General features: G+C 59.7%; 11 protein-coding genes. All 11 read left to right on the top strand.

Features of this window, described 5'->3' with window-relative positions; translation table 11 throughout:
• Positions 1–92: 92 nt before the first annotated feature.
• The 11 genes from AC1MDT_RS00510 (at position 93) to pseC (ending at position 15,372) form a co-directional block, all read left to right on the top strand.
• A complete protein-coding gene (locus AC1MDT_RS00510) occupies positions 93–3,689 on the top strand; it encodes a glycosyltransferase (RefSeq protein WP_480420208.1) in 3,597 nt (1,198 codons plus the stop codon).
• A 232-nt stretch (positions 3,690–3,921) separates the two neighbouring features.
• On the top strand, positions 3,922–4,695 hold the full coding sequence (gene rfbF, locus AC1MDT_RS00515) for a glucose-1-phosphate cytidylyltransferase (protein ID WP_480420209.1): 774 nt from the start codon (positions 3,922–3,924) through the stop codon (positions 4,693–4,695).
• Positions 4,677–5,759 (top strand): CDP-glucose 4,6-dehydratase, encoded by a 1,083-nt coding sequence (rfbG, locus tag AC1MDT_RS00520; protein ID WP_480420210.1) that lies wholly within the window; start codon positions 4,677–4,679, stop codon positions 5,757–5,759. Before rfbF ends, rfbG begins: the two co-directional genes overlap by 19 nt.
• Positions 5,756–6,316, top strand: coding sequence for a dTDP-4-dehydrorhamnose 3,5-epimerase family protein (locus AC1MDT_RS00525; protein ID WP_480420211.1), 561 nt, complete (start codon positions 5,756–5,758; stop codon positions 6,314–6,316). The genes rfbG and AC1MDT_RS00525 overlap by 4 nt, the downstream gene beginning before the upstream one ends.
• Positions 6,313–7,539, top strand: coding sequence for a methyltransferase domain-containing protein (locus AC1MDT_RS00530; protein ID WP_480420212.1), 1,227 nt, complete (start codon positions 6,313–6,315; stop codon positions 7,537–7,539). Before AC1MDT_RS00525 ends, AC1MDT_RS00530 begins: the two co-directional genes overlap by 4 nt.
• 5 nt (positions 7,540–7,544) lie before the next feature.
• Positions 7,545–8,402 carry an NAD-dependent epimerase/dehydratase family protein gene (locus AC1MDT_RS00535; protein ID WP_480420213.1) on the top strand — a complete coding sequence of 286 codons (858 nt, stop codon included), beginning with the start codon at positions 7,545–7,547 and terminating at the stop codon, positions 8,400–8,402.
• Positions 8,392–9,462, top strand: a complete 1,071-nt coding sequence (locus tag AC1MDT_RS00540; protein ID WP_480420214.1) for a class I SAM-dependent methyltransferase — start codon at positions 8,392–8,394, stop codon at positions 9,460–9,462. The genes AC1MDT_RS00535 and AC1MDT_RS00540 overlap by 11 nt, the downstream gene beginning before the upstream one ends.
• 20 nt (positions 9,463–9,482) lie before the next feature.
• Positions 9,483–10,217, top strand: a complete 735-nt coding sequence (locus tag AC1MDT_RS00545) for a cephalosporin hydroxylase family protein (protein WP_480420215.1) — start codon at positions 9,483–9,485, stop codon at positions 10,215–10,217.
• A 54-nt stretch (positions 10,218–10,271) separates the two neighbouring features.
• On the top strand, positions 10,272–13,187 hold the full coding sequence (locus AC1MDT_RS00550) for a TIGR00180 family glycosyltransferase (RefSeq protein ID WP_480420216.1): 2,916 nt from the start codon (positions 10,272–10,274) through the stop codon (positions 13,185–13,187).
• A 29-nt stretch (positions 13,188–13,216) separates the two neighbouring features.
• Complete coding sequence (gene pseB, locus AC1MDT_RS00555; RefSeq protein WP_480420217.1) at positions 13,217–14,218, top strand: UDP-N-acetylglucosamine 4,6-dehydratase (inverting); 1,002 nt, start codon at positions 13,217–13,219, stop codon at positions 14,216–14,218.
• On the top strand, positions 14,215–15,372 hold the full coding sequence (pseC, locus tag AC1MDT_RS00560) for a UDP-4-amino-4,6-dideoxy-N-acetyl-beta-L-altrosamine transaminase (protein WP_480420219.1): 1,158 nt from the start codon (positions 14,215–14,217) through the stop codon (positions 15,370–15,372). The genes pseB and pseC overlap by 4 nt, the downstream gene beginning before the upstream one ends.
• The last annotated feature ends 1 nt before the right edge of the window (position 15,373 follow it).

Here is a 15,373-nt window from a genome sequence, read left to right on the forward strand (position 1 = left end):
GTTTGCTCTAACCATCGAATACCAACCGCCTATTTTCAGCGGTTTCAAAGGGCTCGCTCTGTTGGGCGGGCCCCGCCGCTTGCGAGCCCGCCGTGAACCTACTTCCTCTTGTCAGCGTTGTCATCCCCGCATTCAATCCGCGCTTTTTCAGCCGGGCGCTGCGCGGTGCAGTGAGCCAGAACTACGGCAATCTTGAGTTTATTGTCTGCGATGACAGTCGCGGGGATGAAATTCGCGGCATTGTCGACTCGATGGTCGAGCAGACCGGCGTTGCCGTGCGCTATGTGCGAAATCCACAGACACTGGGCCTGGTCGGTAACCTGCAGGCATGCCTCGAGCAGGCTAAAGGCGAGTTCATCAAGTTTCTCTGTGATGATGACCAGCTGTTCGCGACGTGTATCGAGCGACAGGCGCAGGTGTTGATCGACCGGGCGGAGGTCAATCTGGTGCTTGCCCAGCGATTGTTCTGGGACGCCGATGATCTTCAGTTGCCGTCACGGCTCGAGAACACACCGCTTTCACCGCTGTGCGGACTGTTCAAGGGTGAGGACCTGCTGGCGATCTTCGAGACCTTCCCGGCCAACATTCTGGGGGGATTCAGCAACGCATTGTTCCGTCGCGCGGATGTGCTGGAGTTGTTTCCAGTCTTGACCCAGGCGGGGCATGGTTTTGTCGCGACGCTCGACTTTGCCTTGTACGTTTGTTTGCTTCGGCGCGGCAATATGGTGGTGTTGAATCATGTGCTCAGTGTCGAGCGCTTGTACCCGGAACGATTGAGCAGCCAGCAACCGATGAAGGACGCGGTGGAGGCCGAAAGGCAATGGTTGTTGCAAATGCTCAAGGCGCGCAGCGGCGAGTCCGCGCCGGCACCGGGCTGGGTTCGTTATCTGCCGATAACGCGTGCCGATGAATCGCCTCGGGTCTGGGAAGAGCTGCCCCTGAGCCGAACCCTGGGGACCAAGCAGACCACCCAGCATTGGCATGTCGGTATCTCCAGTGTGAGTTTTTCCGAGCTCTACGCTCAGTGGCTGGCGTGTCGCACACTGACCGACGCGCAGCGATTGCTGCTGCCGGATACACTGGAGAATTGGCCAAGACGGCCGAAAATCGTTCCGATCATTATCGATGAGCACGGCAGCCGCGCGGGTCTGGAGCTCACTCTGCAGAGTCTGGCCGGGCAACTCTATGCGCCCGAGCTGACACTGGTGCTGTCCAGCGCCTGCACCGAGGCCTCGCTCGATGAGCGGGTTTTCCGTTTGCCTCTGCAGGAGGATTGGCAGCAGCAGATCAACGAGCTGTTGCTGCAACTGGACGGTGCCGACTGGTTCTATCTGCTGCGTACCGGAGATCGCCTGGTGGCGCCCGCGTTGCTGGTCATGGCAGAGCGTATTGCGTTTTCGCGCAACGTGTTGTGCTTCTACAGCGATGAAGGCGGTTTGTCTCAGGGCGAATCGGCGGAACCTGCATTCAAGCCCGACTTCAATCTGGACCTCATGCGCAGCTACCCCTACGTCGGGCGAGCCCTGGCGTTCGAGCGCGAAGGTTTCCTGGCGCAGGGCGGTTTCAATCCGCTCTTCGGTGAGCTCGCCCCTCACGATGTGCTCTGGCGCATGGTCGAACACGACGGCACGCGGGTGGTCGGGCATATTGCCGAGGTTTTGCTGGAATCGGCGTTCGATCTTGCCAAGTGGCTCTCGTTGCCTGAGGTGGCAGAGAACAACTCACAGCTGCTCCAGGCGCACTTGCAGCGTCTGGGTGTTGCCCATGAGATTCAGAGCGGTAATCCTGCGCTGCTCAATCGTGTTGATTATCTGCATGCGGATCGGCCGCTGGTATCGATCATCATCGTCAGCAAGGATCAGACGGCAGCCTTGCAGCGCTGTGTCGAGAGCTTGCTGGAGAAGACGCTCTACAGTGAATACGAGCTGTTGCTGGTCGACAATGGCAGCGAGAGCGTCGAGGCTCGGCTGTGGCTGGCGAGTATGGCGCAGCTGGGCAGCGACAGAGTCCGGGTGCTGGAGTGTCCGCAACAGGACAATAGCGCCGCGGTGCGTAATTTTGCGGTTCGCCAGGCCACTGGCGAGTACGTGCTGATGCTCAACCCCTACACCGTGATCACCCACGGGAACTGGCTGGATGAGATGCTCAATCATGCCCAGCGGCCGGAAGTCGGCGTGGTGGGTGCCAAGCTGTTCAATCCGGACGGTTGTGTGTTGCACGCCGGTTTGATCCTCGGTTTGCAAGGACCTGTCGGCGTACCATTTTATGGCGAGTCCTTGCACGCGGCCGGTTATATGTATCGGTTGCAGGTAGCGCACGACTTGAGTGCCGTCGGCGACGATTGCCTGATGGTGCGCAAAGAAATTTTCGACAGTGTCGGCGGCCTGGATGAGCAGGCGCTTGCGCAGAGCCTCAATGAAGTGGACCTGTGCTTGCGAGTGGGGCAGAGCGGATACCTGGTGGTATGGACACCCTATGCCCAAATGGCTCTGGGGGCGCAGCCGACCGTGGTGGCAGAGCCTGCCGATCAGCAATTGCGCAACAAGGAACAGGAGGTGTTCTACAAGCGTTGGCTGCCAGTCGTTGCTCGCGACCCGGCGTACAACACCAACCTGGCACTGCACGGTCTTGGCGGTTCAAGCTTCAGTCTGGAGCCCGGCCTGCGGGCAGGCTGGAGCCCGTTTTCCACGCAGCAGTTGCCGAAAATCCTGGCGTTGCCGGTCAACGCCTCGGCCATCGGGCATTATCGCGTGACCCAGCCGTTGATTGAGCTGGAAGCGGCGGGCAGGGCGCAAGGGCGCATTTACTACAACTTGCCGACGATCATTGAAATCGAGCGTCAGTCGCCTGACGTTATCGTCTTGCAGGGGCGCTACGCCGAAGGGCCGATCAATGAGATTCCGAGCCTGCAAACCTACTCCAATGCCCGGCGGATCTACGAGCTGGATGACTACGTCATCAACGTCCCTCATCGCAATGCGCATATCCGCAATATGCCGGGCAAGGACGAGATGGAGAAGCTGGTCCGGCGTGCCATCGGCATGTGTGATCGCGTGGTGGTCTCGACCGAGCCGCTGGGCAATGCATTGTCGGACATGCACCACGACATTCGGGTCGTACCGAACATGCTGGCGAGCCACTTGTGGAGCGATCTGCGCAGCCAGCGCCGGACCTCGAAAAAGCCTCGTGTAGGCTGGGGCGGTGGCACCAGTCACCACGGTGACCTGGCTGTCATTGCCGATGTCGTCCGGGAGCTGGCCAATGAAGTGGATTGGGTGTTCTTCGGCATGTGTCCGGATGACCTGCGCCCGTACATGCATGAGTTCCATGGTGTGATCGGCCTGGATGTCTATCCGGCGAAGCTGGCCAGCCTGAACCTGGATCTGGCCTTGGCGCCTCTGGAGTTCCACATCTTCAACGACTGCAAGAGCAATCTGCGTCTGCTGGAGTATGGCGCGTGTGGTTACCCGGTGATCTGTACCGACACCGAAGCCTATCGCGGCTACTTGCCTTGCACCCGGGTCAAGACCAACACCACCGATGAGTGGCTGCAAGCCATCCGCATGCACCTTGCCGACCCGGACGCCAGCTATCGCATGGGCGACGAGTTACGCGAGACGGTGCTGCGTGACTACGTGTTGCGCGGTGACAACCTGCGCTATTGGGAGAACGGCTGGCTGGCGGACTGACGCCTGCGTCGCATTCGCAGGCTACGATTTTTCCAAAGATCGCAGCCTGTGCCAGCTCCCGTGCCAGTGCTAGCTGGCGCGTTTCCTGCAGGTCCCCCTCATATCGCCATAAAACGAGCACTTGCGGCATGCCTGCAAGTGTTTTGAAAGGCGTTGAGCGTTTTATCCAGAAGGCCAGCAAAAGCTTGAAACAGCTTGGTTGAGCCCTGTGACGAACAAGAGGGGGAAGAGGATGAAGGCAGTTATTCTGGCGGGTGGCCTGGGCACGCGAATCAGTGAAGAGTCGCATCTCAAGCCCAAGCCAATGATCGAGATCGGTGGCAAGCCAATTCTCTGGCACATCATGAAGCAATATTCCGCACACGGAATTCACGACTTCGTGATTTGCCTCGGCTACAAGGGCTACGCGATCAAGGACTTCTTCGCCAACTACTTCCTGCACACCTCTGACGTCACGTTCGACATGTCCAACAACCGCATGGACGTTCACCAGAACTACAGTGAACCTTGGCGTGTCACCCTGATCGACACCGGCGAAGAGACCATGACCGGAGGCCGTTTGCGCCGCGCCAGCCGCTACCTGGAAGACCAGGAAGCATTCTGCTTTACCTATGGCGACGGCGTCTCTGACCTGAATATCGGTGCGCTGGTGGATTTCCACTTGAGCAGCGGCAAGCTGGCCACGGTCACCGCAGTGCAGCCACCCGGACGTTACGGCGCGCTGGAGCGGGACGGTAATCTGGTGCGCGGTTTCATCGAAAAACCTCGCGGCGATGGCGGCTGGATAAACGGCGGCTTCTTTGTCCTGTCGCCCAAAGTACTGCCACTGATTACCTCTGACGAGACGGTCTGGGAATCCGAGCCGTTGATGACCCTGGCGGCCGAGGGGCAGCTGAACGCGTTCCAGCACGATGGTTTCTGGCACCCGATGGATACCCTGCGTGACAAGAACCACCTGGAGCACCTGTGGCAGAGCGGGGAGGCCCCATGGAAACAGTGGGACTGAGCCCGGAATTCTGGCGCGGCAAGCGGGTACTCGTCACCGGTCACACCGGTTTCAAAGGCAGTTGGCTGACGTTGTGGCTGCAAAGCCTGGGGGCTGAGGTCACAGGTTTTGCCCTGGACCCGTCCACTGAACCGAGTCTGTTCGAACTGGCGCGAGTGGCTGAAGGCATCAACGATCAGCGTGGCGACCTGCGTGATCTGGCGGCCTTGCTGGAACTGATCGCCGAGGTTCAGCCGGAAATCGTCCTGCATCTGGCAGCCCAGCCGTTGGTACGCGAAGGCTACCGTGATCCGCTCGGGACTTACTCCAGTAACGTCATGGGCACCCTTAATCTGCTTGAGGCGATTCGCCAGATCGGCGGGGTGCGCGCCTGTGTGCTGGTGACCACCGACAAGGTCTACGCCAATCAGGAATGGTTGTGGCCATATCGCGAGAATGAAGCGCTGGGCGGTCATGACCCTTACAGCAGCAGCAAGGCCTGTTGCGAATTGTTGGCGCAGTCTTACGCCGCCTCGTTTTTCCCTGCCGAGCAGCATGCCGAGCACGGTCTGGCATTGGCCACGGCACGTGCCGGGAATGTGCTCGGTGGCGGCGATTTTGCCCCGGAACGTTTGATTCCCGATGTGCTCAAGGCGTGGTCGGCGAATGAGCCGGTGACCCTGCGTTACCCACAAGCCGTCCGCCCTTGGCAGCACGCGCTGGAACCTCTGGCCGGTTACCTGCAACTGGCGGCGGGCCTCTATGAGTACGGTCCGCAATTCGCCGGCGCCTGGAACTTCGGGCCGAGTGAGAGCGATATGTGCAGCGTCGGTGACGTGGTCGAATTGCTCGCCAAGCGTTGGCCGCATGCGCGCGGTTTGCGTGTAGAACCCAGTGAGTTGCATGAGGCCGGCCTGTTGCGCCTGGACAGCAGTCGCGCCCGTCAGTTGTTGGCATGGCAACCGCGCTGGTCGTTACAGGATTGCCTGACGCATACCCTGGATTGGCACCTGGCCTGGGAAAATGGCGACGACATGCGTGCGGTTACTTTGAGCCAGTTGCACCTGTATCGGGGGCTGCGGTGAGCGAATTGCGCATCAGTGCGTTGCCACTCCAGGGCTTGTTCAGCGTTCAGCACACACGCCATGAAGATCAGCGTGGGCACTTCGCCCGGCTGTTCTGCGAAGGCAGCCTGAGCGCGTTTAGCCAGCGATTCCACATTCGCCAGATCAACCATTCCTGCACGCGTGAGCGTGGCAGCGTGCGTGGTCTGCATTATCAGAATGCCCAGGCCCCGGAAGCCAAGCTGATTACCTGTATGCGCGGAGAGGTCTGGGATGTGGCAGTGGACTTGCGACCCGACTCGCCGACCTTTTTGCAGTGGCACGCTGAACACCTGCGTGCTGGCGATGGCCGTGGTTTGTTGATTCCGGCTGGTTTTGCCCATGGCTTCCAGACCCTCACGGACGATGCCGAGCTGTTGTACCTGCACAGCGCTGACTATGCGCCGGAACATGAAGGCGGGTTATCGGTAAACGATCCACGACTGGCGATCACTTGGCCATTGCGTGTCAAAAATCTGTCAGCCAGGGATGCGAATCATCCCTGGCTGGATGAACACTTTTCTGGAGTGCCTCTATGAACTGCCGTGGTTGCGCTACTCCGCTGGTCTTGCCGTTGATCGATCTGGGCACCTCGCCGCCGTCCAACGCCTATGTGCGCGCCGATCAGCTCGAACAAGCGGAGCAATGGGTTCCGCTCAAGGTCGCTGTCTGTCAGGAGTGCTGGTTGGTCCAGACCGAGGACTACACCCGCGCCGACAGTCTGTTTGATGCCGAGTACGCCTATTTCAGTTCGTTCTCCAGCACCTGGCTGGCTCACGCCGAGCGTTATGTGGCCGAGATGGCCGAGCGCTTTGGACTGGACGCAGACAGTCGCGTGGTGGAAATCGCCGCCAACGACGGCTATCTGTTGCAGTACCTGGCCGGGCGCGGCATTCCTTGCCTGGGCGTCGAGCCGACACGCAGCACCGCGCAAGCGGCCCGTGAAAAAGGCCTGGAAATCCGCGAGCTGTTTTTTGGCCGCGAGACAGCCCGGCAACTGCGTGAAGACGGTTGGGCGGCGGACTTGATGGCCGCCAACAACGTGCTTGCCCATGTTCCGGACATCAACGATTTTCTCGGCGGTTTTGCCACGCTGCTCAAGCCTGCCGGTGTGGCGACGTTCGAGTTTCCGCAGCTGCTGACACTGATGGCCGGACAACAGTTCGACACGCTGTACCACGAGCACTATTCCTACCTGTCGCTGACCGCCGTGCAACGTCTGTGCGAGCGCAACGGCCTGGAAGTGTTCGACGTCAGTCAGTTGTCGACTCACGGTGGCTCGTTGCGGGTATTCGTTCAGCGGATGGACGGCCAGCGTCGTGAAGTACAGCCTGCGGTTGCGCAACAGTTGCAGGTCGAGCTGACGGCCGGGGTCATGACGCCCGAGTATTACGCGACCCTGGCTCCGGCCGCCGAGCGGATCAAGCACGAGTTGCTGCGTTTCCTGTTGCAGGCCAAGGCGCAGGGCAAACGCGTGGTCGGCTATGGCGCCGCGGCCAAGGGCAATACCTTGCTCAATTATGCGGGGGTCAAACCGGACCTGCTGGCCTGGGTCGCTGATGCCAATCCGCACAAACAGGGCAAGTTCCTGCCGGGCAGCCGTATTCCGATCGTGGCGCCGCAGCGTCTGGCCATCGAGAAGCCGGACTACATTCTGGTGCTGCCATGGAACCTGTTGCATGAAGTCAGTGAGCAGCAGAGTCAGGCGCGCGAGTGGGGCGCACGTTTCGTGATCGCCGTGCCTGAGTTGACGGTGCTGTGAAGAGCATGAAGGTGTTGGTCACCGGCGCCACCGGCTTTGTCGGTCGCCACCTGGTCTCGGCGTTGCTCGCGCAGGGCTGCGAGGTCCGGGCGGTGGCACGTCGTGCCGAGGTCGCACAAGGCCTGCCGTGGATCGATGCGGTGGAGTTCGTCGCCGCGGATATTCATGCCGCCGACCTCGATGTCGAGGCGTTGACCGAAGGCATCGATGCCCTGGCGCATCTGGCATGGCCCGGTTTGCCGAACTATCAGGCGTTGTTTCACTTTGAACATAACCTGATGGCCGACTACCGGTTCATCAAGCGTGTGGTCGAGGCGGATGTGTCTCAAGTGCTGGTCACCGGCACCTGTTTCGAATACGGGATGCAGAGCGGACCGCTGAGTGAGGGGACGCCGCCGCAGCCGAGCAATCCTTACGGTCTGGCGAAGAATACCTTGCGCCTGTTCCTTGAGGCGTTGCAGCACGAGCGGCCATTTACCCTGCAGTGGGCGCGTCTGTTTTATCTGTATGGCGCCGGGCAAAACCCCAACAGCCTGCTGGCCAGTCTTGACCGTGCCATCGAGGCGGGTGATGCATCGTTCAATATGTCGGCCGGTGAGCAGCTGCGCGATTACCTGCCGATTGAAACCGCTGCCGGCTACTTGGTGACGGTGTTGCAGCACAGAGAGTTTGACGGCGTGATCAATTGTTCCAGCGGCAGGCCGATATCGGTCCGAGCGCTGGTCGAGCAGCGGCTGCGCGAACGCAACGCATCGATCACGCTCAATCTGGGTCATTACAGTTATGCCACCCATGAACCCATGGCGTTCTGGGGCGTGGCCGAGCGGTTGCAACAGCTAACGGGAGCTGAGCATGGTGCATGAGTTGTATCGGGTCGCCGACCTGCCGGTCTTGCAGAACCGGACCTTTGCCGACGCGGCTTCGGCCAGGGCGTCTGCCTGCGCCGACATCGTGCTGGTGCAGGATGCGATCAGTGGGCTGATCTTCAATCAGGCCTTCGACGCAGACAAGTTGAGCTACGACAGCGACTACCAGAATGAGCAGGCGCATTCGGCCGAGTTCAAGAAACACCTGGACGATGTCGAAGCCATCATTGCCCGACACTTCAAGGGCCAGAACCTGATTGAAGTCGGTTGTGGCAAGGGTTACTTCCTTGAGCAGCTGCGTGGTCTTGGCTATGCCATCACCGGGATCGATCCGGCCTACGAAGGCAGTAGCGCCGATGTGATCAAGGCACCGTTCACCCGAGGTCTCGGGTTGTCGGCGGATGCCATCGTGCTGCGTCACGTGCTGGAACACATCGCTGATCCGGTGACTTTTCTGGCGCAGATTTGCGAAGCCAATCAGGGCGGTCAGATCTATATCGAAGTGCCGTGCTTTGACTGGATCGTCGAGCACCGTGCCTGGTTCGATGTGTTTTACGAGCACGTGAACTACTTCCGTCTCGATGATCTTCGTCGCTTGTTCGGTACCGTGCATGAAGCCGGACATCTGTTCGGCGGCCAGTACCTGTACATCGTGGCGGATCTGGCGAGTCTGCACGTGACGTCCACTGAATCCGTGCGCCGGATGGACATGCCGACGGGCTTCACCGCCAGCATCGAACGCGCGGTGCAGATCATTCAGGACGCGCCCCAACAAGGCTCCGGCATCTGGGGAGCGTCCTCCAAAGGCGTGATTTATTCGTTGTTCCTGCAGCGAGCAGGCGTGGCGGTGGATCAGGTGGTGGATATCAATCCGGCCAAGCAAGGTCGTTATCTGCCGCTGAGCGGTGTGCGCGTTTCATCGCCGCAAGAGGCCATGGATGCGTTGCCCGATGGCGCCAATCTGTTTGTGATGAACTCGAATTACCTCGAAGAAATCAAGCGAATGACGGGGGGACGTTACGTCTACCACGCCGTCGACAGTGCTTCGTTCCAATGACTTGTTAATGAGACCGGACAATGACCAATAACGTAACCAAAGCCTTTGAAGCCGAATGCCAGGCAGAAATCGCCCGTCAGGGCGATGACCAGAAACTCAAGGGGCTGGCGCGCGACTTCTTCAATGAGTCTGCCAAGCACAAGTACAGCTACCACTACTCCTGGATGGGGCGCCCGATCATCCAGCTGCCTCAGGACATGATGGCAATGCAGGAGATCATCTGGCAGGTCAAACCGGACTTGGTGATCGAGTGCGGTATCGCCCATGGCGGCTCGATCATCTACTACGCCTCGCTGCTGGAGCTGCAAGGCCACGGTGAAGTGCTGGGCATTGACCTCGACATCCGCCCGCACAACCGCGAAGCCATCGAAAGCCACCCGATGAGCAAACGCATCTCGATGATCGAAGGTTCGAGCATCGATCCTGCAATCGCCGCGCAAGTGCGTGCCGCTGCCGAAGGCAAGAAAGTCATTCTGGTGCTGGACTCCAACCACACCCACGACCACGTGCTTGAAGAGTTGCGTCTCTACGCTCCACTGGTTTCGGTCGACAGCTACTGCGTAGTCATGGACACCGTGGTCGAAGACATGCCGCTGGAGTTCTTCCCGGATCGTCCGTGGGGCAAGGGCGACAACCCGAAAACCGCGGTCTGGGCGTACCTGGAAGAGAATCGTGATTTCGAGATCGATGTGCAGATGGACAACAAACTGCTGATCAGCGTGGCTCCAGACGGCTATCTGCGTCGGGTTCGTTAAGTAACAACACCATTGTTGAGTTCATAGGGCGAAACGCCGGTTGTGGGGAAGAATATGCAAGGCAAGTACGGTTCTGAAAGCGGATTACCACTGAGCGAGTTGTTGACGGTGGTGCTGATTACCCACAATCGTCCGGCTTTTTTTCGCCGGGCCTTGAAGTATTACAGCGCCTTGCCTTGCAAAGTTCTGGTGCTGGACTCCTCGAACGAGCGTCCCGAGGGTGACTTCTCTGCGGTCGACTATCAGCACGTTCCGCAGTTCGCCTATTGGGGCATGCAGGCCAAACTGGCCTATGGTATCGAGCAACTGACCACGCCTTATATGGTTCTGGCGGCCGACGACGACTTCATCGTTCACGATGCGGTGTTTGAATCGGTGAGGTTCCTGGAGGCGAACCAGGACTACGGCATGTGTCATGGTTATTGCCTGATGTACCTGACGCTCGCCGGCGGCGTGAGCTACTACCGACGTGACAAGAAAGTTTGCGAAGACTACTCGTCCGAGCGCGCCCAGGACCGTGTGCTGGACTACATGCATCAGTACCTTCCGCCATTCTACGCAGTGACTCGCACCTCACTGTTGAAACAATGGCACGCCGCACTGCCCAAAGGCACCAGCTTCGAGTGGCAGGAAATCGGCCATGTGTATTACATGCTGGCCTGTGCCAAGGCGCGGATTCTGCCGACGGCGTATATAGTGCGTGAGATCAACTATGGCCGCTCGGAACACAGCACCGAGGTGTATCACTCACTGACCTATACCGACGCCAAGTCGGTGGCCGAGCGTGAAGCCTTTGCCGAATTTCTGGCGTCGCTGCCCACCGGCATCAAGGACCTCGATCCACAGCAGGCCAAGCAGTTTGCGCTGGAGAGTTTCGAGGCCATGACCGACAGCCTGCAAACCGGGCGGTCGCTGACGGCCGAGCTGATTTTCCAGTCCACCTGGAGCAACACCCTGAAGGCCCCGGAGCGACGCTTCGGGCCCAAGCAATACGTCGAAATGCCGTTCTACAACCAGGCGTTTTTCGATCAGCTGACCCAGTTCGAATTTTTGCTTCACGCTATGCCGGCCGGCCATGTTCAGCTGCAAGGGCTTGAAGGTGTATGGGCGCGCCAGGAAGACCTGCTGCGGCCGCACAACAACGATACCCCCGAGAGCATTATCGACCGCTTGTGGTTGGCCCACGACTGCAACGCATTCAATCGTACGGTGGTGACACGTCTGGCTGCGCAGCTGGACAGCCTGGGCGAGACCGAAGATGCACAGGCGATGCACGACTGGGTCGCACGCCTGGATGAAGTATCGACCCCGGATCATCGCCAGACGTTCGAGAAGATGCGGTCCGGCCGTCTGCTCAAGTGGCTGGCCCCTCGCGTCCCGAATACCGAAGAGGGCGAGTCGATTGCCCGGTATCTGGCGGCCAATGATGGTGGTCCGAAGTTCGGCATCCTGTTGCTGGACCTGGACAATGACGTCGTCAAATTGCAGGTCACCCTCGACAGTCTGCTCGAAGGTCATAGCAAGGCGTTCAATGTGGTGGTTTTCACCACCGGTGAACCACCGGCGGCAACGACCGCGCAAAACACCCTGCACTTTGTCCGTGTCACTCAGAGTAACTATGTCGACAAGCTGAACCAGAGCGCCCGTCAATCCACCTGTGACTGGGTGCTGTTGGCCGAGGCGGGCGATGAGTTCACCGCTGGGGGCCTGTTGCGTGCGAGTCTGGAGCTGTTATCGGCTCCCCAGTGCCGAGCGGTCGCCACTGACGAAATCCAGCGCAACGCCGATGGCGCTCTGGTGGATGTGTTCCGTCCGGGCTTCAACCTGGACTTGCTGCAAAGCCTGCCGGCATTGATGGCGCGGCACTGGCTGATTCGCCGGGACGTGCTGCTCGAGGCCGGTGGTTACCAGGCCGATTTCAGCAAGGCGCTGGAATTCGATCTGTTGCTGCGAGTTATCGAGCAGGGCGGCATGAACGGGCTGGCCCACCTGGATGAGCCATTGCTGATCACTCAGGCTCCGACGCTGGAGGAAAACCCTCACGAGCGTCTGGCATTGTCGAGACATCTGGGCAACCGGGGTTACAAAGCGAAAATCACTTCGGCGGTGCCAGGCACCTACCGGATCGATTACCGCCATACCGAGCGTCCGCTGGTTTCGATCATTGTGCCGGCCGGGGACGACATGTCCGTGCTGCAACGCTGCCTGGAAGGTGTGTTGTTGCGAACCCGTTACACCCGCTATGAAGTGCTGGTCGCGGCTAACCCGAATCAGTCAGCTGCCGTCGCCGATTGGCTGGGCATCCAGCAAAATGCAAAAGTACGCATCCTGCGTGCCGATCAGCCGTTGAGCGAGGCAGCGCTGTTCAATGCGTCCAGCCAGGGGGCTCAGGGCGAGTATCTGGTGTTGCTGGCGGCCGACAGCGAAGTGGTCAATCCGAACTGGATCGAATCCTTGCTTAACCACGCACAGCGTCCGGAAGTGGGCATTGTTGGTCCCAAGCTGATCGATCGCGACGGCAAGGTCACCCAGGCCGGACTGATTCTGGGGATGAACAGTGCGGTTGGCTCGGCCTTTGTCGGCGAGCCTCAGGATGCCAGTGGCTACCTGCATCGTCTGGCGCTGGAGCAGAACTACTCGGCGGTCTCGGCTACTTGCCTGATGGTCCGTAAAGCGCTGTTCGAAGCAGTGGGAGGGCTTGATGAAGCCGCTTTCGCCGAAGGCTTCAGTGATGTCGATTTGTGCCTCAAGGCGGGTCAGGCCGGTTACCTCACAGTCTGGACGCCGCAGGTACAGGTCATTCATTCAGGCGCTGTGCCGCAGGTGCCGCAGGCCCTCGACGCGTTGCGTGAAAAATGGGCGGCAGCGTTTGAACAGGATCCGGCTTACAACAAGAACCTGGCCCTGACTGGCAAGGGCTTTACTCTAGGCGCGGCTTGCACTGTGGGCTGGGCGCAGTTGCTTGCATAAGCCTGGCTGACAGGAAAAGGACTCAAGGCATGTTCAACGGCAAATCGATTTTCATCTCCGGCGGCACCGGCTCGTTCGGTCGCAATTTCATCCGCCGTTTGCTCGAGCAGTACCAGCCCAAGCGCGTCGTGGTGTTCTCCCGCGACGAGCTCAAGCAGTACGAAATGCAGCAAACCTTCAACGCGCCCTGCATGCGTTACTTCCTGGGCGACGTGCGCGATGCCGAGCGTTTGCGTCAGGCGATGCGCGGGATCGATTACGTGGTGCATGCCGCGGCCCTCAAGCAGGTGCCGGCGGCAGAGTACAACCCCACCGAATGCATCCGCACCAACGTCAACGGCGCAGAAAACATCATTGCTGCGGCCATCGATAATGGCGTGAAAAAGGTCGTCGCCCTGTCTACCGACAAGGCCGCCAGCCCGATCAACCTGTACGGTGCGACCAAGCTGCTCTCGGACAAACTGTTCGTTGCGGCGAACAATATCGCTGGTGATCAGCAAACCCGGTTTGCGGTGGTGCGCTATGGCAACGTCGCCGGTTCGCGGGGTTCTGTGGTGCCGTTCTTCAGCAAACTGATTGCCGAGGGCGCGAAAGAGCTGCCGATCACCGACGAGCGCATGACTCGCTTCTGGATCACCCTCGATCATGGTGTGCAGTTCGTGCTCGACAGCTTCGCGCGAATGCATGGCGGCGAAATTTTCGTGCCGAAGATTCCATCGATCCGCATTGTCGATCTGGCGCGGGGGATGGTCGAGCACTTGCCGCACAAGATCGTCGGGATTCGTCCAGGTGAAAAGCTTCATGAGTTGATGGTGCCGCTCGATGACGCACGGATGACCCTGGAGTTTGCCGATCACTACACCATCGAGCCATCGATTCGCTTTACGCACGTCGACATCGATTTTTCGCTGGACAGTGTGGGTGAGCAGGGCCGGCGCGTGAGCGAGGACTTTGAGTACCGTTCCGACACCAATGCGCAGTTCCTCTCGGTCGGGCAGATCGCCGAGTTGCACGCTGAGTTGTCGGCATGATTCCGTATGGTCGGCAAAGCCTTGATCAGGCGGATATCGACGCAGTGGTCGCGGTGTTGCAAACCGACTGGTTGACCCAAGGGCCGACCATCGAACATTTTGAACAGGCCATGGCCCAACGTTGTGAAGCCGCTCACGCGGTGGCGGTGTGCAACGCCACTGCGGCGTTGCACATTGCTTGTCTGGCCGCCGGGTTAGGGCCGGGCGATCGACTCTGGACCAGCCCGAATACCTTCCTGGCGTCAGCCAACTGCGGACGTTATTGCGGCGCCGACGTCGATTTTGTCGATATCGATCCGTTGACCTGGAATCTCGATGCCGGGGCATTGGCGTTGAAACTGCAAGCCGCTGAACGCGAAGGCACGTTGCCGAAGGTCGTGGTGGCGGTGGCGTTTTCCGGGCAGAGCTGCGACTTGCGGGCGATCGGTGAACTGGCTGAGCGTTATGGCTTCACCGTGATTGAAGATGCCTCCCACGCAGTTGGCGCCTCCTATGCCGGGCGTCCGGTAGGCTGCGGTGAATTTGCCGCGATGACGGTGTTCAGTTTTCACCCGGTGAAAATCATCACCAGCGCCGAAGGGGGCATGGTCCTGACCAATCGCCCTGAACTGGCCGAGCGTTTACAGCGCTTGCGCAGTCACGGCATGACCCGCGACCCGCAGCAGATGACCGAGCCCAGCCACGGCCCCTGGTATTACCAGCAGGTGGAGCTGGGTTTCAATTACCGGATCACTGACCTTCAGGCGGCTCTGGGGCTTTCGCAACTGGGCAAGCTCGACGGTTTCATTGCCCGGCGTCGTGAGCTGGTAGCCCGTTACGACCGACTGCTGGCGGATCTGCCGCTGACGTTGCCCGGTGCTCAACCGCAGGCATCATCGGCCTGGCACCTTTATGTGGTGCGCTTGCAGCTGGAACGGATCAAGCAGAGTCACCGGCAGGTCTTCGAGGCGTTGCGTGCAGCCGGGATTGGCGTGAACCTGCACTACATTCCTGTGCACTTGCAGCCGTATTACCGCGAACTCGGGTTTTGCGACGGCGATTTCCCTGAGGCCGAGCGTTATTACGCCGAGGCCATCAGCTTGCCGATGTATCCCGGCTTAAGTGATCAGCAACAGGACTATGTGGTCGAACAATTGCGCCGAGCGATCGGTTGAA

It is taken from the genome of Pseudomonas sp. ASL7, from assembly GCF_056680375.1.

What these genes read in the sequence shown, in the direction of transcription:
- AC1MDT_RS00545 (WP_480420215.1), top strand. Translation starts at nt 9,483, where the DNA reads ATGACCAATAACGTAACCAAAGCCTTTGAAGCCGAATGCCAGGCAGAA.
- AC1MDT_RS00535 (WP_480420213.1), top strand. Translation starts at nt 7,545, where the DNA reads ATGAAGGTGTTGGTCACCGGCGCCACCGGCTTTGTCGGTCGCCACCTG.
- pseB (WP_480420217.1), top strand. Translation starts at nt 13,217, where the DNA reads ATGTTCAACGGCAAATCGATTTTCATCTCCGGCGGCACCGGCTCGTTC.
- AC1MDT_RS00530 (WP_480420212.1), top strand. Translation starts at nt 6,313, where the DNA reads ATGAACTGCCGTGGTTGCGCTACTCCGCTGGTCTTGCCGTTGATCGAT.
- pseC (WP_480420219.1), top strand. Translation starts at nt 14,215, where the DNA reads ATGATTCCGTATGGTCGGCAAAGCCTTGATCAGGCGGATATCGACGCA.
- rfbF (WP_480420209.1), top strand. Translation starts at nt 3,922, where the DNA reads ATGAAGGCAGTTATTCTGGCGGGTGGCCTGGGCACGCGAATCAGTGAA.
- AC1MDT_RS00540 (WP_480420214.1), top strand. Translation starts at nt 8,392, where the DNA reads ATGGTGCATGAGTTGTATCGGGTCGCCGACCTGCCGGTCTTGCAGAAC.
- rfbG (WP_480420210.1), top strand. Translation starts at nt 4,677, where the DNA reads ATGGAAACAGTGGGACTGAGCCCGGAATTCTGGCGCGGCAAGCGGGTA.
- AC1MDT_RS00550 (WP_480420216.1), top strand. Translation starts at nt 10,272, where the DNA reads ATGCAAGGCAAGTACGGTTCTGAAAGCGGATTACCACTGAGCGAGTTG.